The organism is Bacteroides sp. DH3716P, from assembly GCF_025914115.1.
GTDB lineage: Bacteria > Bacteroidota > Bacteroidia > Bacteroidales > Bacteroidaceae > Bacteroides > Bacteroides ovatus.
Map to the genome: position 1 here is coordinate 1887679 of NZ_CP083673.1, position 21442 is coordinate 1909120.

Here is a 21442-nt window from a genome sequence, read left to right on the forward strand (position 1 = left end):
CCATGAAATACACTGAAGAGATATTTAATATACTTAGCAAAGGGGGATTTATTTCTTCCAATAGTGTCTCTACCCAAGTGAAACGCTTGTATGATGCCATTGAGGAAGATTTGCCCGATTATTATGATTATTACAAAGGTATCGGCTTCTATCTGGAAGGCGGTGACGGTTATTACTACTTTACTCGCAAGGAATCGAAAGTCGACTTAGAACGTAAACTGGAAGCAATTCAGAAGTGGATTGATTACTTGAGTTTCCTGAAAACCTATCATTCGGCATTCGGCCCGGGCTTTCTGTTTCGTGCTGCTGATATTGAGATTCAGATAGGATGCGATATCGAACTGAAAGAAAAGGCAACTAAACTGTTTTCGGATAAGAAGAAATATGATGAAGTAGTCGGCAAACTGCTGAAAGAACTGGAGAGTATAGGACTGATAGAGAAAGAAAACGAACTTGACGGGACGTATAAAGTATTGTCGGCTTTCCATTATATGGAGGACTTGGTTGATTGTATCACAATTTCAGAGGAGGTGCAAGATGAGATACCTGAATAAGATTATTTTTCTGAACAGTGCCCATATTCCGTATGCGGAAGTGAAGTTGGATGGGAACGTACATTTTATAGGTACGCAAGGTGTCGGTAAGAGTACGCTGCTTCGTGCCATCCTCTTCTTTTACAATGCTGACAAACTAAGACTGGGTATTCCGAAGGAGAAGAAAAGCTTCGATGCTTTTTACTTTCCATACGCCAATTCTTACATTATCTATGAGGTGATGCGGGAGAATGGGGCGTATTGTGTGGTAGCTGCCAAATCCCAGGGACGGGTGTTTTTCCGTTTTATTGATGCGCCATTCCAACAGGACTGGTTTATTGACGAGCATAATGTGGTACATTCCGAATGGGGACGTATCCGCGAACACATCGGCGCGAAGATTCAGATTACTGCACAAGTGACTAGCTATGAGATGTATCGGGACATCATCTTCGGTAATAACCGTAAGCATGAAATGATACCCTACCGCAAGTTTGCCATTGTGGAAAGTGCAAAATATCAGAATATTCCCCGTACCATACAGAACGTCTTTTTAAATTCCAAACTGGATGCTGACTTTATAAAAGATACCATTATCCGTTCGATGAGTGATGAGGATATTTCTGTCGATTTGGACTTCTATCGTAGCCAGATAAAGGAATTCGAGCAAGAATACAGGGACGTGATGCTTTGGTTTACAAAGAACAAGAATGGAGAAGTGCCTGTCCGGAAGATGGCGGAGAAAGTAATGAACGCCTATCGTGACTTGATTTATACTCAAAAGCAGATTGGTGAAGGGCGTGCGGAGCTTAACTTTGCGGAGAAACAGGCTTTGCATGAAATTCCGTTAGTGAAGGAAGAGCAGGCTAAAGCCGAGACGGAACGTGGACGGTTGCTGCGGCTTATGGGTGAACTGCAACAAAAGTACACCAATGAGCGTGATGGCTTGATTAGGGATATAGGTATAATAAACGATTTGCTCAAAAAGATACGTGAGAAACGTCTGCATTACGAGCAGATGCAGATTGAAGAAATCATCAAACGGGTATCTTGCGAAGAATTATTGGTTCAGGAACTAGAACAAGTCCGGAATATGAAATCGGAACTGACAAGGGCTTATGAGGATGTATTGAGCAAGTACCGATTGCTGTTTGAGAAACTGGAAGCTGATTTCCGTACTTTTGAGAATAGCCAGCAAGCACGGATAAATGCTCGGAATGCGGAGATTTCCGGCAAGCAGGAGGAATTGATGCAACAACTTCGTGTGGAAGAAGAGAAAGTAAGGGCAACGCAAGAAGAGAAAGTGCAGACTGTGGATAATCGTATCCGGCAGTTGCGCGATGAACAGGCACAGTGTAACCTGAAACTTCAAAAGGTGAAATACGAACATCCCCATCAAAAGGAAATGTCTGATTGTGAAGATGGTATCAACGAACTGCGCAAAAAGGATAGGGAACTGGAACTTGGCATCCGTCAGCAGCAAGGAGAAATAAAGCAGTTGAGACAGGAGTGTGAATGGAAAGTGAAAGAATTGAAATGGGAATTTCAGGCAAAGATGGAGACCGTTCGTAAAGAGCGGAGTGCGATTGAAGAACAGTTGCAAACATTGGATGCCTTGATTGAGAAACGAAAAGGTTCGTTGTGCGAATGGTTGGAGAAGAATAAACCGGATTGGCAGGAGACGATAGGCAAGGTGGCGGATGAGGAACTGGTGCTGTATAACAATGAACTGCAACCTCAATTAGTGAATAAGGAAGCTACTTTGTTCGGCGTTTCACTCAATCTGACAGCCATCGAGCGTTCTGTCCGCACTCCCGAGGAAATGAAGCAGGAGCGCGACAGGCAACAAGCAGCCCGGCAACTCTGTATCGACCGTCTCACCCGACTGACGGAAAAAGAGGGGGAAGCTGTTTCTTCTTTGGAGAAGAAGTATTCGAAGCAAATACATAGTATTTTGGAAGAACAACATCTGATGGAAGCCGAGCGAATGCAGATTCCTGTAAAATTGAAGAATTTGCGGGCTGATTACGCTTCATGGAAGACGAAGGAGGAGGAATGGAAAAGAGGTTGTGTCGAAGAATTACAGGCGCAACTGAATGATATCGGTCATCGTCTTTATGTGGCGGAAGGCGAGAAGGAGAAGCATTTGGCGGAACGGGAAAAACTGCTGAAAGCCTGCCGGAAAGTGTATAATGATAGTCGGACTGAGCTTCGAAAGGAACTGGAAGAGTTCAGTGCCGGTGTTCGGCAAGAGATAGAGCGGATGAAACAGCAAACTGAGGAGCGGAAAAAGGAATTGAAGCAGGCGCAGGAGAATGAATTGAATGGAAAGGGTGCTGATACGGTCACTATCCGCAAGTATGATGACAGGCTTGCCGAAATAAATAAAGAATTGGATTATATTGGCAAATCCCGTTCGCAAGTTCTTTATTATGAAAAAGACAAAGAGGAACTGTTTGATAAAGAACCTGCTACGCGAAGCCGGAAGAAGGAATTGGATGCGAAGTTGGTTGCATTGAACGAACGTTTCGATCTGAAAAAGGAAAAGTTGCAAGTTCAGAAAAAAGGGGTGGACGAGCACCTCGACCGAATTAGCAAGGAATTGCGCTTATTGGAGGACGGGTTGAATAAAGTGGATATGTTCCGGAAAGATGAAATTTTCTGTCCGCCTTCTGTGACGGAAATAGGAGAGAAGCCTACCCGGAAAAGTTGTGATGTTATAGTGGAAGAATTGAAGTCTCTCATCGTATCCACCATCAAAAAAACAGAAGAATTCAAGAAAGCGGTGACGCAGTTCAATGGAAACTTCTCGTCAAAAAACACGTTTCATTTCCGTACGGAACTGGTTGGAGAACAGGATTACTATGATTTCGCTTCCAATCTGTGCGAGTTTGTGGATAATGATAAGATTTCCGATTATCAGAAACATATCAGTGAACGGTATACGGATATAATCCGCCGGATTTCGCAGGAAGTGGGAGGACTGACCCGTAATGAAAGCGAGATACACAGAACAATAAAGGATATCAACGACGATTTTGTCAAACGGAATTTTGCCGGAGTAATTAAGGAAATAGCACTTCGTCCGCTTCAGAGCAGCGATAAACTGATGCAGTTATTGCTGGAGATTAAGCGGTTCTGTGATGAGAACCAATATAATATGGGAAAGGTTGACTTGTTCTCGCAGGATTCCCGTGAAGATGTCAATGCGACGGCTGTCCGGCATTTGCTGTCGTTTATGAAATTCCTGCTTGACGAGCCGGGACGCAGACGGTTGGCGCTTGCCGATACATTCAAACTGGAGTTCCGTGTGAAAGAGAATGATAACGATACGGGATGGGTGGAGAAGATAGCCAATGTAGGTTCCGACGGTACGGACATTCTGGTAAAAGCAATGGTCAATATCATGCTGATTAATGTATTCAAAGAAAAGGCTTCACGTAAGTTTGGTGACTTTAAAATCCATTGTATGATGGATGAAATAGGCAAGTTACACCCCAACAATGTGAAAGGTATTTTGGACTTTGCCAATTGCCGGAATATATTGTTGGTAAACAGTTCTCCCACTACTTATAATGTGGAAGATTATCGTTATACCTATTTATTGAGTAAAGACGGGCGGTCAAATACACAGGCTGTCCCATTGTTAACCTATAATAAGATAGAAAAATGAGTGGCAGTTTATTTACATTGGCGATGGCGAGGCTGGTCCTGAAAATGCTGGGCGGCGAGCTCATACCTTACACAAAGTTTGATGGACTGATAGCAAATAGATTAATGGATGAGGGAATCATCACTATTGTTCCCCGAGGGAGTATGCGTAGTTTTCGTATGATTGACCCGGAAGGTTGCCGTATTTATCTTGCTCAGAATTATACTTCCGGCATGGAGTTGGAAGATTGGATTGAGATGAAGAACTGTCCGGATGAAGTGTTACGTTCGGAGCAAGTGGCGAAGGCGGGGGACTCTAAACTGAGATATACCCGTACGTTCAAAGGTTTTCTCCTCAATTGTTATGAGCCTATAGAAGCTACTTTTCATGGTGAACTATGTGTGCTTTCTCCCTTACAAGGTACTTCCATCTTCATGCAGGATTACGAATATTTCCGTATTCCTGAAGATGTTGTAGTGGTGGGTATAGAGAATGGAGAGAATTTCCAGCATATCCGTGCCCAAAAGTATTTGTTTAAAGGAATGAAAGTTCTTTTCGTGTCCCGTTATCCGCAATCGAAGGATTTGTGTAACTGGCTAAAGATAATCCCCAATCGCTATATTCATTTCGGAGACATAGATTTGGCTGGCATTTCTATCTTTTTAAATGAATTCTATGTAAAATTGGGCAATCGTGCGGAATTTTTCATTCCTGCGGATGTGAAGAAACGCCTCAAGGACGGAAACCGGCAGCTTTATGATAATCAGTATTTGCGTTATAGGGCTATGTTGGTTTCTGACGAACGTTTAAGGCCGTTGGTGGCAATGATTCATAAATATGGGAAAGCGTATGAACAAGAAGGATATATAAAGTATTAAATTAGTTATATGATTACACTGGATAATTTTGAGAACTTTGTCCCCTATAAGATATTGATGCGCGGGGAAGAGTATTATGATACAGATGCCGTTTCCGAACTGGAAGAAACCTCACCCGGTGAATGGACTGCAACCGTAGAGGGAACGGATGATTATAATGTAGAAATATCTATGAACGGAAAGGAAGTAGAATCCTGGTGCTGTGATTGTCCGTATGATGGAGAAATCTGCAAGCATGTCGTGGCAGCACTTCTGGCAATTCGTGATAATAATAAACGAGTAAGTCGTAGTGCATTTTCAAAAATGAGAATAGTTACAAAGGAAGAAGAGGTTGTACAGCCCGATGTGGACATCAAACAATTGCTGTCATTCATTAGTCCGCAAGAAATTTCTACATTTATCAGTGAATATGCCTCAACGAATCCGGAATTTAAGGCGGCGCTTTTGAAGCGTTTTATATTCAAGGAATCGTCTTCGACATCAAAGGGAAAAGATTATAGAACGGAAATCCAAAAGATTTTTAATAGTTTCGGTGACAGTAAAAAGTCTCGTTATCATAATCGTTATAATGATTACAGTCGTGATTGGGAAACTGTTTTCAATCGAATGGATGTTTTTCTGAAGAAAGCGGACTTCTTTTTGAGTCTGGGAGATATGGATAGTACTATTGCCATAGCTCTTCAAACACTTCGTTCTATCGGTGAGAATTATGAGGATGAATTACTATATATTGACGATGATGATGACTTTGGCACTTCCCTTTATTGTGAGCATGCAGGAGGTTTACTCATGAAAGTGGTTGGACATCCTAAAACAACTCAGAAACAAAAGACGGATATTCTACAGGAATTACGTCAGATTGCTGAAATATCTACTTATCGAAACTACGGAATCTATGATATAGATGAACTTATGATGCAAATCAATCTTTCGATTCAGCCGACAGAAAAAGCCTTGGAATTGATTGATGGACTTCTTGAAACAAGAAAGGACACTCATGATTTATATCAGTTAGTTCTTCGCAAAGTCAACTTGTTATTGGAGCAGAATGAAGAGCAAAAAGCGAATGAAACGATCCGCCAATATCTTTATCTGACTGAAATACGGGAGATGGAGGTTGAAAAATTGATTGTCCGTTGCCAATACGATGAAGCCATCCGTTTGCTGGATGAAGGAATAGAGATTGCGAAAGAAGAGATATATCCCGGTACCGATAGTAAATGGTTGGAAATAAAACTGAAGATTTACGAGACGACCAACCGGACTTCCGAAGTAGTTGATACATGTCGTCTATTGTTTGTGACAGGCAGGGATAAACTGACATATTACAATAAACTCAAAACTCTGATTCCGAAAGAACAATGGAAGAATTTTCTGGATGCGATGATGAAGGAAACAGAATTTAGTAACTATTTTTCTTTCGGTGGAAGTGCTGAAGCTGATATCTATGTGAAAGAACAGGATAATGAGCGTCTGTTCACCTTGTTGTCATCAACTAGATATGATCAACTGGAAGCATTGATGCGGTATGCTCATTATTTGAAGGATACTCATTCGGAACAGCTGATTGCTATGTATACTTCTTCGTTGAATGACTATGCCGAACGGAAAATGGGACGGAGGAATTATGAATTTATCGCACAAGTGTTACCGTGCATACATAAACTAAAGGGAGGACAGACTGCGGTGAAAAACATAGTAGCGGAATTTCGGATAAAATATAAACGTCGTCCGGCAATGATGGAAGTGTTGAAGGATTTTTGAAAAGATTTTATTATAAGTTTTTTCCATCTCTGTAGTTTAGGGATGATAAAGTTCGTACCTTTGTAAAGTTACAAATAAGAATGATAATGAAGAAGTCTATAAAACGTTTACCCAAACGTACACAGGAAGAATTGACAGTCTTGCTGGATTTAGTGTGTAAAAACATCGAGAATTGTCAGATGGTTATCCTGTTCGGGAGTTATGCAAGGGGAAACTATGTTTTATGGGACACTAATATAGAATTTGGTGTTCATACTTCCTATCAAAGCGATTATGATATTCTTCTTGTTGTGACCGGGCAGACTAAATATGTGGAAAGAAAATTGAACCGTATTACGAATAAATATCATGACTTGTTTGCAGACCGTCGTCATGCTTTTCCACAATTTGTTGTAGAACATATTAATACAGTAAACCGTAATTTGGAAATCAGCCAATATTTCTTTACAGATATAGTAAAGGAAGGAATTATGCTTTACAATAGTGGTAAATGTGAATTGGCAAAACCGCGAAAGTTGAGTTTTAGAGAGATTCGGGATATTGCGCAGAGTGAATTTGATAGGTTGTATCCTTATGCGTGTGACTTTTTGGGTGTTGTGAAGGAATATTTCATGCCTAAAGAACAATATAACTTATCAGCTTTCATGCTTCATCAGACTTGTGAAAAATTATACTATACTATCCTGATGGTTTTTACGAATTATCTTCCAAAAACTCATAAAATTAAAGAGCTTAGTGGGATGGTAAAACGTTTCTCACAGGAATTGACCACAGTCTTTCCTCAAAATACGGATGAAGAGAAAGAATGTTTTGATTTATTATGCCGTTCGTATATCGAGGCTCGTTATAACAAAGATTTCAGTATCTCACAAGAACAACTGGAATACCTTATTGCCCGCATAGATATTCTGAAAGATATTACTGAACGCTTATGTAAAGAGAAAATTGCGGAATATGATACAATGACGGAATCTGTGATACTATAGTTTAAAGGTAGGTTATATGTAGATACAAAATACCAATCATCATCACGATAGATGAAGGCAAAATTCTTTATATGATTATCTTTTTTTATCTCCATTATGCTGGCTTAAGGGCATCGAAGGGACTTGAAAGAGTAATCTATCATCGTTTCCGTTTAAACATAGGACAAGATATTGCATAATCAGGAGTAGGCCGTTTAGGGATATTGGGACGTTGTAGGCCGCAATTAGCTAATCCATTTTTATTAGCCCAACTAAGATTATACTCGCAATTAAAACAAGTTTTTTTCAGGGTATTATCTTCAATCTCAATTTGTTCTGTTTGAATAGATTGACGATGCTCTTTTTGCTCACGAAGTTCCGTTTTACAAAGTCTATACTTTTGCCCATTATTTTCAATGAGTATGGGAGTTGATGAGGTAGGGGTTTCCTTTACTGCACAACACGAATATCTCAAATTACATTGTTGGCAATCTGTTTCAGATGCTACCTTGACAGATTTTCCTCTACTCCGATAAATCGATTCTATTTCGTTAAAATAGACTTCATTGTTAATCCATCTTCTATCTGCATTTGATGATAGAAGAAATTGCTCTAATGTTTCTAAAGTCTGATTGGAAAGATCAACTTCAAGACAAGTCAGATTATGATAGTCTATATCTTGCTTATGTTGCACTTTATAATTAAATACGAACTCTATCAGGTATTGTTTATTATCATGGGTTGTGGCAATCACATCGGGTTGTTTGTCTTCGCGCTCAAAACGACTATCGATTTTTACATCAACAAATTCAATATCCTCCTCCTTATATATACCATAATAAGACGGCGCATGAATCCGCTTCTTCGTTTGTATAATTTGCTCTGCCAATTTATACAATATAACCATGTAACATATTTCAAGACGGGCTCCTCGGGTATCACTATGATGGGCAAATCCATGTTCTCTTTCATCACCATGTCTGGCAAGTAATTTTTCATGGCAATTCGGGCAAGTACATTCACAACGTAAACCTCTTGATACACTATCAACATGTACCATTTTCCCCTCGGTATTTTCAGCCCAAGAAAAGACATACTCTTTTTTCATATTTGCTACTTACTATAATTTTTTATTATTATACAACAACTCTAACATTTCCTCCGCAATCACACTCTCTGAAATCCTTATCGCATTATCCTCTTCCGTATTATAACCGAGGTAATTCACACTTCCATACCATATTAATGATTTATCAATAACTGTAATATGTAAGGACAAATTCTCTTTGGCAATTACTTTAACCCCAATCCTTTTCAATAATTCATCCTTTTCTGAATGGCATTTTACGAATACTATAATTTGAACGCCTCGCAAGGTAAGTTCTTGTAGCATAACAAGCGTGGGAGTCCGTATGCTAAACCACAATTTGGAAGAGGATATTACTACCGATTTACGAGTACATGATAGGTCGGAAAGAAATGGCTTTAAGAAATTCATTCCATTAAATATGATATCTGGAGAATCGTGGAAAAGATTTGTCGGATTAATTGTACTCAATTTATAGCCAACCGCTGCATATCCTTTCAATCTCCGTTTATACATGGTGTCACATAAGGACAGATGAATGTCAATGTAATCATAAATAATAACATCTTTCTTGCCTGGATACTCACGGTGCAAACGACCTGCATATTGTGCTACGATGCCTTTCCACGAAACGGGCAAGGTGAGAAATAGCGTATCAAGACGAGGATAGTCGAAGCCTTCTCCTACATACTTGCCTGTAGCAACGATTGCAAGAAGTTCTGTTCTTGGAATATTTTGTAAACGTTCCATTTTCAAGCGTTTTTCTTTTACTGATTCTGAGCCGACAAGCGTTATTACATTCTTGCATTTTGAAGTAAGCATGGTTGCCAATATTTCCACATGAGAGGTCAGATTTGTCAAAATAATAGGAGAACGTCCATCTTGTAATGCTTTACATACATCATCTATGATGCGTGTGTTCCGACAGATGTCATTACTCATTCCTTGTATGGTTTGAGTATATGTTTTCTTATCATCCGTCAATTCCCGATAATTTGTAAAACGAGGTATAAGCAACCGTTCGAATGTTTGCGAAGCCATCTGTGTTTTTGCATCAGCAGAATAACGGATAGGACCACATTGCATAAAGATAATAGGTTGATGTCCGTCTTTGCGAATGGGCGTTGCCGTCAGTCCATATACATAACGGGCGTTTGAGTACTTCAATATCCGTTCGAAATTTACCGCTGAAACATGGTGACACTCGTCCACTATCACCATGCCGTAATTTCGGATAAAGGGTTTTATATCATTTTCTTCAAAACAGGATTGCATCAGGGCAATATCTACCATACTATGTAAATTGTTTCCTTTGGAATCCAAGGTCCCAAAAGGAGAAAATACTTTTTTGCGTCCACGTTTGTGTGGTGTATCTTCTTGTTTGTAATCTATCATCAAGTATTCTTCCAATCGGGTTCTCCATTGGTCGAGCAGGGCTTTGGTATGTACAAGAATAAGTGTGTTTACTTTGCGCTCCACTATCAATCCGATAGCCGCTACGGTTTTTCCAAATGCTGTAGTTCCATATAATACGCCATTGTTGTGTGGTATCAAGTTTTTTATAGCTGCAACCTGTTCTTCACGTAACTCTCCTTTGAATTGAACAGAGATTGGGGTGCCAAGTTCCGTTTGATCGTTCATGCGATAAGAAACATGGTTTTCATCCAACAAATTAGTAATAGCATCCTCACATCCACGAGGTAAGGCGATGTATTTATCCGATGGCTCTGCACATGAGATAATGCGAGGTACATTATATGTAGATAACCTCATTCCCAATTTTGCATAGAATTCTGGATTTTTGAAAGAGGCAATGCGTTTTAAGTGATTAATCGCCTTTGCAGAAAGATCTTCCAGGGGAATATAAAGCATATTGGATTTTATGAGAAGCAGTTCCTTGGGGAAATCTTCTTTTGCAATCTTTTGTGTTGATGGTGTTTCCCAAGGTTTGGCTTCGCTTGTAGTTGACAAATCTCCAAGTTCTGATGTTATTCCATGCTTCAATAAAATCCTATCAACCAATATTTCTGGAACTTTTTGCACACCCACCAAATACGTCCATTGGTCTTCATATGGCATAAAGTTTTCGTCGACGAATACACTGTTCCCTTCCTTTCGAGCTTTGCCTTGTAGGGGCAATGCGACCAAATTTCCGAAACCACCTTCTGGTAATCTGTCTTGATTTGGGAAGAACCGGTCGTATGACTTGAAGGTCATCCGTCCATTTCTTTCCATAGCTTCTGTTAATATGGTATTGCCTAATTTCCTCGCCTTACTTGCTTCCAAAGATGTTTCAAAGAATATCCAGACATGTGCACCGTTTCCCGAGCGTGAACGTTCAATGGCATGTGGAATCTTCCATTCCTTACAAACATTTATATAGGATAATACATCATTTTGATAGCCATGCTCGCATGATTTATCATCAAAGTCGGCACAAAGGAAGTTACATTTGTTGTCCGGGAGGATAGCATATACTCCGATTATATCGCAACCATCAATATCCTTACCCTCAAGATGTCTATAAACATCTTCATAACTCAACTCCTTAAAATGGCGATTAGGACATTCGGTACATTTATATTTCCTTTTATCACATAATTGTCTGTCCCATTCATTCAAACATACAGGTTGGTAACCAGATTTTCCACTATTCTTGCTATACCATCTTCTTGCAAAAATATCTTTCCGACCATGGAACAACTCTCTAAACAATGCGACCTTTTTTTCCAAAGATAAACGAGTGACTGCAATACTTTTTTGTGGCTTATCATCTATATGTAGTTGCATCTTTAGATGTTTGATTTCATCTTTCAAAACATTGTTTTCTTCTTGTAGCCGTACATTGGCTTCAAAAAGTTCTTCATATGTCAGGTTCTTCTTCATGGTAGATAAAATCTCGTAATCACATTTTCTGCTAAACTTAGAAATAAGTCGATATAGCATAAAGCGGAATATTCGTCATCCAATCCTGTTCTCGATAATCCGACGTGGAGAAACGCAATCCGTGCATACCCGGACGAGAAACCACAAAGGTAAAAAGCGACTTGGCACGAAGATTCTCCTTTGCTTTTGTCTCTATCGGAACGATTTCACCACCATGCTGAATCAAAAAATCAATCTCTAACTTCGCATCATTGCTATGGTAGTTTATTGCTAAATTTGATATCTAGTACAAAAATACATTTTTCCTACCAAATATTAAAATTACTGCCATGTTTCGTGCCTAAGGGATATACTCCTATGAAATATTTTGTGTAAATGAGAAAACAGGATTCAGATGTTTCTTTTATGTTTGGATTCTGTTTTCAAATATAAGAATCAAATTAAAAAATACTTTATTATAAGTTTTTTGTATCTTTGTTGCTAGGGTATGGCAAAGTTCGTACCTTTGTAAAGTTACAAATAAAAATGATAATGAAAAAGTCTATAAAACGTTTACCTAAACGTACACAGGAAGAATTGACTGTCTTGCTGGATTTAGTGCGTAAAAGCATCGAAAATTGTCAGATGGTTATCCTGTTCGGAAGTTATGCAAGGGGAAACTATGTTTTATGGGACAGTAATATAGAATTTGGTGTTCATACTTCCTATCAGAGTGATTACGATATTCTTGTCGTCGTGACCGGACAGATTAAATATGTGGAAAGAAAATTGCACCGTATTACGAATCAATATCATGATTTGTTTGCTGGTCGTCGTCATGCTTTTCCACAATTTGTTGTAGAACATATTAATACCGTAAACCGTAATCTGGAAGTCAGCCAGTATTTCTTTACAGATATAGTAAAGGAGGGTGTTATGCTTTATAATAGTGGCAAACACGAATTGGCTAAACCACGGAAGTTGAGTTTTAAAGAGATTCGGGATATTGCACAAAAAGAATTTGATGAATTATATCCATACGCTTGTGGGCTTTTGGAAGGAGTGAATAAATTTTATTTGCCTGAAAAACAAAATAAAATTTCTGCGTTTTTGCTTCATCAGACATGTGAGAAACTTTATAATTGTATTCTGATGGTCTTTACGAACTATCGTCCGAAGAGTCATAAAATCAAAGAATTTGGTGGGATGGTAAAGCGTTTTTCTATGGAATTAACTACTGTCTTTCCTCAAAATACGGATACAGAGAAAGAATGTTTTGATTTATTATGTCGTTCTTACATTGAAGCTCGTTATAACAAAGATTTCAGTATCTCACAAGAACAACTGGAATATCTTATTTCCCGTGTAGATATTCTGCGAGATGTTACTGAACGCTTGTGTAAGGAGAAAATTGCGGAATATGATATGATGATGCAATAATTGGTATATTTTATGGGGATGTTCCTAAAATATTAAGGTAACTCGGCCGATGCGCGCTGTGATGCAAGCTGTGAACTTTGTGCCATTTGTCGTATTATTTAATTGGTAGTCCAATAAAGACTACACTTTTTCTACCGAACTTTTAGTATAAAATCACATTTTTCCTACCGAATATTTAATATTATGATATAATGGCGGAATAATTGTTCCTAGTGAAATAAGGAGGTGTCGCATTTATAACTTGAACTCAGGATTCGCTCTCTATGAAATGAAAAACAAAATATATCTGTCATCTGTCACAGGTTGTAATCTAACTTACAGATTATAAGTACTTAATGATGTGACAGCACAAGGTGACAGCAGTGTGATAGCAATAATGCTGTCACCTAAAAAACAAAGACAAAATAAAGCTTTGTTTAAAAATGAATAGTATCAGCCATAAATGAATAAGTCGTTCAATTTGTTATCTCCGCACTTATGAATTGTGTCCTGCCTTTAAACTAACGGTTTCAAGGCGTGAAACTGTTGGTTATGCGGTTGGAAACTTTAGTTTCATACGCTTGAAACTCTAGTTCCAATTACTTGAAACCATTGGTTTCTTACCGATGAAACTAGAGTTTCTCCTAGCTGAAACTTTAGTTCAAAGCAGAGAAAACTAACTTGAACCGTAATTGAGTGATAACAATCCCGTATCTCTCGGCTAAATAGGCACTTGATATATCAATAATTTTCTATATTAAAATCTTGTTTTTCTTGTCAGTCCCGAATAATATGAGTAATTTAGCAGTCTCAACGATCACAAAGACGCTGACAAAACAAATTATTATCAAATTAATGAAAATTACTCAATTTCGTAAGAACGAAGATACGATAGCGCTTAGCGTAATGGATCTTGATATACTGGTAAATAAGATAAAGACAGAAATAAAATCCCGTCCTGTTTCTACATTCAGAGAACATCTGCGATATACCCTTTCCGATGAACGGTGTATGTTTGCTGATAAACTGCCCAAGATAATTCCTGCCGCTGAATTCCGTAAAGTAAACGGCCAGAAACAGATGAAAAACTACAACGGTATTGTAGAACTGACCATTGGCCCTTTATCCAATAAGTCGGAAATCGCTTTAGTGAAACAAAAAGCCTGTGAGCAACCACAAACCCGTTGTGTTTTTATGGGTTCAAGTGGCAAAACGGTGAAAATATGGACTACCTTCACCCGTCCGGACAACTCCCTTCCAAAAACACGGGAAGAAGCGGAACTATTCCACGCCCACGCCTACCGACTGGCTGTAAAGTGTTATCAGCCCCAAATCCCGTTCGATATACTTCCCAAAGAACCGACCCTGGAACAATATTCGCGATTATCCCACGACCCGGACATCATATATCGTCCGGATTCTGTTCAATTTTATCTCTCTCAACCGTCATCCATGCCCGAAGAAACCACTTTCCGTGAAGCGGTTCAGGCGGAGAAATCTCCATTGACCCGTGCCGTGCCGGGATATGATGCGGAAAATGCCTTCCTGATGCTTTTCGAAGCCGCTTTTCGGAAAGCGTATGCGGATCTCCGGGAAGCGGGACTCGAATTGCGCGAAGACACATGGCATCCTTTAGTCGTCCAACTGGCTAAAAACTGTTTTGCTTCGGGACTTCCACAAGAAGAAGTCGTGAAACGTACTGTTTTCCACTTCTATATGTATAAACAGGAAGAGCTTATCCGGCAAATGATTGGCAATATATATACCGAGTGCAAAGGCTTCGGCAAGAATATCAGCCTAAGCAAAGAGCAGCAACTCGCCTTGCAGACTGAAGAATTCATGAAACGCCGCTATGAATTCCGCCATAATACCCAAATTGGTGAGGTAGAATATCGTGAAAGGCTTTCTTTCCGTTTCCGCTTCAATCCTCTCGACAAACGTGCGCTGAACAGCATTGCTTTGGATGCACAAATGGAAGGTATCCCGTTGTGGGATAGGGATATTAGTCGTTATATTTACTCCAATCGCGTGCCTGTATTCAACCCGTTGGAAGATTTTCTCTACCGGCTTCCCGCATGGGACGGTAAAGACCGTATTCGTGCATTGGCAGCCACCGTCCCTTGTAAGAATCCGTATTGGATGGATTTGTTCCACCGTTGGTTCCTCAATATGGTTTCTCATTGGAAAGGAAGCAATAAAAAGTATGCAAACAGTGTTTCGCCCTTACTTGTCGGACCACAAGGAACACGTAAATCCACCTTTTGCCGGAGCATAATGCCTCCTTCCGAGCGTTCCTACTATACTGACAGCATTGATTTCTCCCGAAAGAAAGATGCCGAACTTTACCTCAATCGTTTTGCGCTTATCAATATCGATGAATTTGACCAAGTGAGTTCGACACAACAAGGCTTCCTGAAACATATTCTGCAAAAGCCTGTACTGAATGTGAAGAAACCTCATGGCAGTGCCGTGCTTGAAATGCGTCGTTACGCCTCATTCATAGCTACAAGTAACCAAAAAGACTTGTTGACCGACCCTTCCGGCAGTCGTCGTTTTATTTGTATCGAAGTGACCGGAGTGATTGATACCAATCGTCCGATAGACTATGAGCAGCTTTACGCACAAGCTATGTACGAATTGGAACATGGCGAACGTTACTGGTTCGACCAGGAGGAAGAAAAGATCATGGTGGAAAACAACCGTGAATTTGAACAAGTCCCGCCGGAAGAGCAACTTTTCTTCCGTTATTTCCGTGCCGCACAGCCTGAAGAAGGGGAGTGGCTGTCTCCAGCGGAGATTATGGAAGATATTCAAAAAGGCAGTTCAATCCCGATGTCTGTCAAGAGGGTTAATTCTTTCGGAAGAATACTGAAAAAGCAAGAAATACCTTCCAAACATACGCGTAGCGGTACACTCTATCATGTTGTAAGACTAATAACCAGGTGACGGCAAAAATGCCGTCACCCTGCCGTCACCTCTTGCTGTCACAGTCTTATCGGTTCATTACTAAACTATTAACTCCTAATCTGTGACAGATGACAGCAACTTACCAAATATATTCTTCTGTGTAACGTTGGTAAGTTGGTTCTTCTTTTATCCCTTTATTACGGAATAGTTGTCTGATGTAGGCTTGGTCTTTAGGCATAAGTCCTCGTTCTCCGCGATAGAACCGATAATATCCTGTTTTTCCATAGTGTCCGACCAATTGTATTCTGATACTGACTGCATCCTCATAGGGGATTCTGTTAAGCAACTGTTTAAGTCCCCATGCCACATGGACTTTTACTGTAGTTTTGAAACATTCGCATTGGTTTCCATCCGCAGGATAACGTGCCGGATTAACGATGGAGATATAAAGGTAATCTGTTGTATCAAGTTGTGTAGCTATGTGGCGCAGGCATTTGGAGGCTTGTGGACATTGAGCGTTGAAACAACGGGCAAAATTGTAAGGGACAGACAGACTGTCGGGTTCTTCTTTCATTTTGTAGGGTTTATTTTATTTGTGAAATACTGTTGTAAATATTGCAAACAGAATTCTTCACAAAAGTAGGACTTTATTTTGGGAATGGGAAGCGTTGGGATTGTTTTATTTGTATGTAATGGGGATTTCTTATCAACATTTGGTAATTAGGGATACTCAATACATATCCCTAATTATTTGCAGCAAGGTTTCTCTTTCTTGTTTAAGGTTCTTTATCTCTATTTTTAGCCAATCAATTTCTTTGTTCTTTGAGGAAATCAATTCATCTACAACTCCCTTAGGGAAATAATTGTTATAAACGAAGTTGAGTATTTTATAAAGGTCATCTATTTCTCTTTTTTTAAGCTCTCAAATTGTTCTTTCTGTTTCTCTAACAGTTTCTCAAAGAGTTCAATCGTTTGTTCTATGGGAAAATTATTGAATGTTTGGTTATTACCAATTGCATTTTTTACACCGCAATTCTCGTAAAAATTATTTGTGTTATATAAAACCGTTTCTTCGTTATACTCTTTCAATCCGTCGGTAGTAACTCCTAATGCAGAGGCTATTTTTTCTAATCGTTCATCATCAATTTTCTCGGTTTGTTCCATTTTTGAAACAGCTTGCTTGGTTATTCCTAATAATTGGCCTAGCTCCGTTTGAGTCATACCGCGAAGTCTGCGTACACGTTCTATCTTTTTCCCAAGGTGAAGGTGATTTGATTTTATATTTTCTATTGTTTCCATTCTTCTATATATTAGATTGCTGAATCTAGCAGTGATTATTTCATATGTTTTTTCAGGATCTCAATTTTATCTTGCTCACTTTTCAACAAACGCTCATATAACTCAACTATTTTTTCAAGTGGATTTATTTGTTGAACGATGGCGTATGTAGTAGCACCTTCAGAGATATTTGCATCCTTATAATTATGATGATTAATATTGAAAATCGTCTTTTCAACATCAAAGTCTTTAATGACTTCTTCGGATATTCCCAACACTTCAGCAATTCTTTTTAGAAAGCCTTCTTCTATTTCCTCTTGTTTCTCAATCTTTGAAATGACCTGCTGATTTACACCAAGATCGGCGGCCAGTGCTTCCTGTTTCATGCCTAAATATACACGAATCCTTTGTAAATTGCGTCCGACATGTCTCCGGTTTTCCTTCTCTTTTATTTCAACATCCATATTATTGTTCTTTAAATGAATACGTCTAGGCAAAGATAACAAGAAACAGTTTAATTCAAATGAAAGTGTGCTTTATTTTTTAGTGTATGTTTTTGTTTCTGTAGTTTTGGTTATTTACTTAATGGAATTTGTTGCTGATTTCTATTAGTAGTATGTTTAAGGTTATGTAATTTGGGGAGGAACGAAATAAATATTTGTTTATAATCTTATAAATATGGGATTCATCGGATGATGCTTAAAATACACAATGAGTCTATATGTGTTTAATGTATCTTTATATAGCTTATTATTTCATCTAATTGGGAAGCAATATTTTTGAAATCTGTATATAAGTCGAGAGTTTTGACATAGATTCTATTTCCACATATACTGGTTTCTAAATCAGGAGTAATTTCTTCATTAGTTTTTGCATATAAAAGCATACCTGCAACATTGCTTGAATTTTGTATATCATAGTTTTTCACATAGGTGAAAATTTGGTATAAGTTGTTAGAATGAAGGGTTTGTTTGTTATATTGTTTTTGCATTGTTTGCGAATAATATTTGGTGTCAATAATAAGCGTTCTTCCATTGTATTCTAACATGATATCTGATTGCATACATGGAAGTAATTCTAGTGCTTTGTTATCGGATTGATAGTCAATATTCCATTTTATTCGGGAAGTACTGGTCTTTAATTCAGGATGTTCTGTTTTGTAATATTCTAATACAAATTTCTCATAAAGCCGATGCATATATTCATCAGAGAAAGTTGCCATGTGGTATTTACCATCTTCAGTTGTCTGTAGTAAACCTTCCAAAATAAAATAACAAATATTCATCAGCATTTTATAGGTCTGATTATTACGTTGAAAATAGAGTGTATTCCACTTTACGATGGATGGTTCAATGGTATTAATGTTGACGAAGAATGGTAGGACTTTCTTTAATTTGTTTTTTCGTTCTTTGGCTACTATCTTTCCTTGGAGAAGAATACTGATTGTAGTTTTTAATATTTGATTAAATATATTATTTTCTGATAGTTCATCAAATTCGCATGATAGGATCTGCTGACATTGTATTCTATGTTTAATAGTTTTTGTTATGTCAATTTTCCCTCTCATTGTAGGTAGTGATTCTGTTCTTGGTACATATTCACGATATAATCCTTGTTTTAATTGATACGAAATACCTCGCGATAGAATTTCTGCAAACAAGTCTTCTATATGCTCGAATTTTTCAGAAGCTATACTTGCATAGTTGTTACGCTTAAGTACCTGAAAGGCATAAGCTAGCATGTAATAAATATTTTTGATTAATATATTTTTGTCATTTGTCATTAGAATAAGCTCTTTAGTTCATTTTCCCAAAAATCAACTTTTTGTTTATCATCAAACCAATATTCATGTAACATAGGAATAATGTCATAGAATATAATTTCTTTTACTTTATCACAAGATTTTAATCCACATAAATAACTGTGTCCTATTTGGAATCCGTCACCGAGTGATTCATCTCTAGATATTTCATCATTTAATCTCTTGATCGTTTCAATTAATTTGTCGAAAGTGGTATTATGTAATTCATTTTGGTACTTTTGGAAGCCGATTGAATCAAATCCTGGTTTCATGTTGTAGAAACAAAATCTTCTTCTCAATGCATAATCAATCATAGCCAAGCTGCGATCTGCGGTGTTCATCATACCTATGATGTGGAGATTGTTTGGCACAGAGAAAAGTTCTCCATTGTGTGCTAATGCTATTTTAACATTACGGTAATCTTTTTCAATTAGCATTAATAATTCTCCGAATATTTTACTCATATTACCACGATTGATTTCATCAATTATGAAAAAATAATCGTGTTCTGGATCATTTCCGGCAGTAATACAAGATTTGTAAAATATTCCCTTTTTTAGTTCGAATTTTTCTTCTTGAGGTTTATAACCCATAACAAAATCTTCGTATGAATAATTTTGATGGAATTGGACTATTGAGATTCTTGAATCATCTTTTTCTCCCATTATTGTATAAGCCAGTCGTTTGGCAGAGTATGTTTTACCTACTCCCGGGGCTCCCTGCAATATGATATTTTTTTTGTATTTGAGTATACTTTTTAGAGTTTTGAGTTCTTGTTCATCAAGAAATACGTCATTTAGAAAATCTTCATCTGTGTATCGGCCGATATTTTCATTTGTTCGTTTAATAGGATTTGTGTCTCGAATTATATCCATAATGAAATCATATTCATTTTGGGTAAGTTTGAATAAACTGCCATTAGGATTAGCAAAGAACTCCATATTATTGAGTTCCTCGCAGTTTTTTAAAATCGAATAATCAATAGGATAAGTAAGCGATTCTGTTTTTTGGAAATAGATATGTTTTCCATCATTCTTTTTGTAAATCTTAGCAAGTGCAACTACTTGTTTGGTAGGAGTTGCTTCATAACAGATTGCTATGTCACCAGCTTCTGCATCTAAGAAATTCTGGAATACACGACGTTTATTTCCATTGTCATTATATAAAGTGTAAGACTGAATTTCTCCTATGCTCCAATTGGACAAACTCCACATTTGAGGATTAGCATTTAGCCACCAGTAGTGAAGTTTGGAAGTAGGGGGAGTTAAAGGAGGGATGTCTTTTTCTTGCTTTTTTCCTGCTATCTGAAATGTTTTTTGACTTTTTTGATTATTCTTATCTAAGAAGTATAGAAAATCTACAGTAGTAGTTGTCAATTCGAGATCTGGATCACAATTCGGAGTGCGAGTGAGGACATCAGAAAGCATTGCTTTCAGTTCTGTATCTTGTTGCAAAATCCATTTGATTTCATTATATAATTCGTATGCTTGCAATACAGTATTGGGAGTAGCACCTTTTTTGAAGGTGTAACTAGTATTTAAAATTTGAGATACTCGCGAGAATTCCCTTGGTTTAAATATGTAATATCGTTCTGGATATCTAAGCCATAAATAGGTGCTTATTGTTCTATAATCTTGAAAGTGATTTCTCCAAGTGCTTTTGTATTTCTCAAGTATAAAGTCTGATTCTTTAATAAATTTATAAATTCGATCGGAAAGGGGAATATGTTCATTATATAAATCAATAAACATCTTTCTTACATCTTCAGGGGCAACCATTGCGAAATTCTTTATCATGCGTCTAGGAAAATAATGTTGTGCTCCTAGAAGATTTTGAGTTTTCGAAAGAGAAGTTTTAAGCATTTGTGTGAAATCTGGGGACTTGATATCCCAATGGGATTGAAACCAGCTTACTGCTTCCCATTTATACTTTTCATCATTCCAAGAGGAGAAGAAATTTGTCTTATAATCTTTTATTTCCTTCTCTAACTTATTTATGTCTATATTCATAATAGGGTATTTTTATTGTTGTTCTTTGGGGTATAATATTCAACTCTTTCATCTGCCGCCATTGGAGGATATGTTTCGTTATGAAAATCATATTTTCTAGTTTCGTTGAGTAATGAGTTGTAATTATCAGAATCATTATCAGTCCATTGTTCACATTGATGAATAACTGTTTCCAGTGCATTTTCAGCTTCTTCTGGTGGATATTTGTATTTTTTCAGAAGTCTTTTTATCATACGACGCATCCCTGCTCTGGCGGATTCTTTCTTCTGCCAGTCGATTGAGAA

15 protein-coding genes and 1 pseudogene are annotated in these 21442 nt (G+C 37.9%); 7 read left to right on the plus strand and 9 right to left on the minus strand.

From position 1 onward, the window contains the following. Window positions 1-2 precede the first annotated feature (2 nt). From KQP79_RS06650 to KQP79_RS06670, 5 genes are all read left to right on the plus strand, one after another. Complete coding sequence (locus KQP79_RS06650) at window positions 3-554, plus strand: condensin complex protein MksE (RefSeq protein WP_004308256.1); 552 nt, start codon at window positions 3-5, stop codon at window positions 552-554. Further along, a complete protein-coding gene (locus KQP79_RS06655) occupies window positions 538-4206 on the plus strand; it encodes an ATP-binding protein (protein WP_234120760.1) in 3669 nt (1222 codons plus the stop codon). Before KQP79_RS06650 ends, KQP79_RS06655 begins: the two co-directional genes overlap by 17 nt. Continuing rightward, window positions 4203-5063: a hypothetical protein gene (locus KQP79_RS06660; RefSeq protein ID WP_234120758.1), complete on the plus strand. Its 861-nt coding sequence runs from the start codon at window positions 4203-4205 to the stop codon at window positions 5061-5063. Before KQP79_RS06655 ends, KQP79_RS06660 begins: the two co-directional genes overlap by 4 nt. A gap of 9 nt (window positions 5064-5072) precedes the next feature. Further along, window positions 5073-6827 carry an SWIM zinc finger family protein gene (locus tag KQP79_RS06665; RefSeq protein ID WP_234120756.1) on the plus strand — a complete coding sequence of 585 codons (1755 nt, stop codon included), beginning with the start codon at window positions 5073-5075 and terminating at the stop codon, window positions 6825-6827. Between the two features lie 86 nt (window positions 6828-6913). After that, window positions 6914-7813, plus strand: a complete 900-nt coding sequence (locus KQP79_RS06670) for a HEPN domain-containing protein (protein ID WP_234120755.1) — start codon at window positions 6914-6916, stop codon at window positions 7811-7813. Between the two features lie 139 nt (window positions 7814-7952). Here the strand turns inward: KQP79_RS06670 and KQP79_RS06675 are convergent, their stop codons facing one another. The 3 genes from KQP79_RS06675 to KQP79_RS06685 are packed head-to-tail and all read right to left on the minus strand — an operon-like array spanning window position 7953 to window position 11991. After that, a complete protein-coding gene (locus KQP79_RS06675) occupies window positions 7953-8900 on the minus strand; it encodes a hypothetical protein (protein WP_074557909.1) in 948 nt (315 codons plus the stop codon). Window positions 8901-8912: 12 nt separating this feature from the next. After that, window positions 8913-11765, minus strand: coding sequence for a TOTE conflict system archaeo-eukaryotic primase domain-containing protein (locus KQP79_RS06680; RefSeq protein ID WP_234120753.1), 2853 nt, complete (start codon window positions 11763-11765; stop codon window positions 8913-8915). Window positions 11766-11802: 37 nt separating this feature from the next. Next, entirely contained in the window at window positions 11803-11991 is a 189-nt protein-coding gene (locus tag KQP79_RS06685) for a hypothetical protein (RefSeq protein ID WP_055236265.1), read from the minus strand. Between the two features lie 305 nt (window positions 11992-12296). Between KQP79_RS06685 and KQP79_RS06690 the strand changes: the two genes are divergently transcribed. Together KQP79_RS06690 and KQP79_RS06695 are read left to right on the plus strand one after the other, a co-directional pair. Continuing rightward, window positions 12297-13184 carry a HEPN domain-containing protein gene (locus KQP79_RS06690; protein WP_128858478.1) on the plus strand — a complete coding sequence of 296 codons (888 nt, stop codon included), beginning with the start codon at window positions 12297-12299 and terminating at the stop codon, window positions 13182-13184. An 834-nt stretch (window positions 13185-14018) separates the two neighbouring features. Then, window positions 14019-16109 carry a BT4734/BF3469 family protein gene (locus tag KQP79_RS06695; protein WP_234120750.1) on the plus strand — a complete coding sequence of 697 codons (2091 nt, stop codon included), beginning with the start codon at window positions 14019-14021 and terminating at the stop codon, window positions 16107-16109. A 100-nt stretch (window positions 16110-16209) separates the two neighbouring features. Here KQP79_RS06695 and KQP79_RS06700 read toward each other — a convergent pair whose 3' ends face one another. From KQP79_RS06700 to KQP79_RS06725, 6 genes and pseudogenes are all read right to left on the minus strand, one after another. Then, window positions 16210-16644 (minus strand): DUF6078 family protein, encoded by a 435-nt coding sequence (locus tag KQP79_RS06700; protein ID WP_004316548.1) that lies wholly within the window; start codon window positions 16642-16644, stop codon window positions 16210-16212. A 326-nt stretch (window positions 16645-16970) separates the two neighbouring features. Beyond that, complete coding sequence (locus KQP79_RS06705) at window positions 16971-17369, minus strand: helix-turn-helix domain-containing protein (RefSeq protein WP_004301999.1); 399 nt, start codon at window positions 17367-17369, stop codon at window positions 16971-16973. A 35-nt stretch (window positions 17370-17404) separates the two neighbouring features. Beyond that, window positions 17405-17812 (minus strand): helix-turn-helix domain-containing protein, encoded by a 408-nt coding sequence (locus KQP79_RS06710; protein WP_004316547.1) that lies wholly within the window; start codon window positions 17810-17812, stop codon window positions 17405-17407. Between the two features lie 263 nt (window positions 17813-18075). Beyond that, a complete protein-coding gene (gene mcrC, locus KQP79_RS06715) occupies window positions 18076-19131 on the minus strand; it encodes a 5-methylcytosine-specific restriction endonuclease system specificity protein McrC (protein ID WP_004316546.1) in 1056 nt (351 codons plus the stop codon). Beyond that, window positions 19131-21158 (minus strand): AAA family ATPase, encoded by a 2028-nt coding sequence (locus tag KQP79_RS06720; RefSeq protein WP_004316543.1) that lies wholly within the window; start codon window positions 21156-21158, stop codon window positions 19131-19133. The genes mcrC and KQP79_RS06720 overlap by 1 nt, the downstream gene beginning before the upstream one ends. Next, window positions 21155-21439 (minus strand): annotated as a pseudogene (locus KQP79_RS06725) (type I restriction enzyme endonuclease domain-containing protein); the annotation flags it as partial. The gene KQP79_RS06720 and the pseudogene KQP79_RS06725, both read right to left, overlap by 4 nt. Between the last annotated feature and the right edge of the window lie 3 nt (window positions 21440-21442).

Coding starts and splice junctions, on each gene's coding strand:
- KQP79_RS06650 (WP_004308256.1), top strand. CDS start 3: ATGAAATACACTGAAGAGATATTTAATATACTTAGCAAAGGGGGATTT.
- KQP79_RS06655 (WP_234120760.1), top strand. CDS start 538: ATGAGATACCTGAATAAGATTATTTTTCTGAACAGTGCCCATATTCCG.
- KQP79_RS06660 (WP_234120758.1), top strand. CDS start 4,203: ATGAGTGGCAGTTTATTTACATTGGCGATGGCGAGGCTGGTCCTGAAA.
- KQP79_RS06665 (WP_234120756.1), top strand. CDS start 5,073: ATGATTACACTGGATAATTTTGAGAACTTTGTCCCCTATAAGATATTG.
- KQP79_RS06670 (WP_234120755.1), top strand. CDS start 6,914: ATGAAGAAGTCTATAAAACGTTTACCCAAACGTACACAGGAAGAATTG.
- KQP79_RS06675 (WP_074557909.1), bottom strand. CDS start 8,900: ATGAAAAAAGAGTATGTCTTTTCTTGGGCTGAAAATACCGAGGGGAAA.
- KQP79_RS06680 (WP_234120753.1), bottom strand. CDS start 11,765: ATGAAGAAGAACCTGACATATGAAGAACTTTTTGAAGCCAATGTACGG.
- KQP79_RS06690 (WP_128858478.1), top strand. CDS start 12,297: ATGAAAAAGTCTATAAAACGTTTACCTAAACGTACACAGGAAGAATTG.
- KQP79_RS06695 (WP_234120750.1), top strand. CDS start 14,019: ATGAAAATTACTCAATTTCGTAAGAACGAAGATACGATAGCGCTTAGC.
- KQP79_RS06700 (WP_004316548.1), bottom strand. CDS start 16,644: ATGAAAGAAGAACCCGACAGTCTGTCTGTCCCTTACAATTTTGCCCGT.
- KQP79_RS06705 (WP_004301999.1), bottom strand. CDS start 17,369: ATGGAAACAATAGAAAATATAAAATCAAATCACCTTCACCTTGGGAAA.
- KQP79_RS06710 (WP_004316547.1), bottom strand. CDS start 17,812: ATGGATGTTGAAATAAAAGAGAAGGAAAACCGGAGACATGTCGGACGC.
- mcrC (WP_004316546.1), bottom strand. CDS start 19,131: ATGACAAATGACAAAAATATATTAATCAAAAATATTTATTACATGCTA.
- KQP79_RS06720 (WP_004316543.1), bottom strand. CDS start 21,158: ATGAATATAGACATAAATAAGTTAGAGAAGGAAATAAAAGATTATAAG.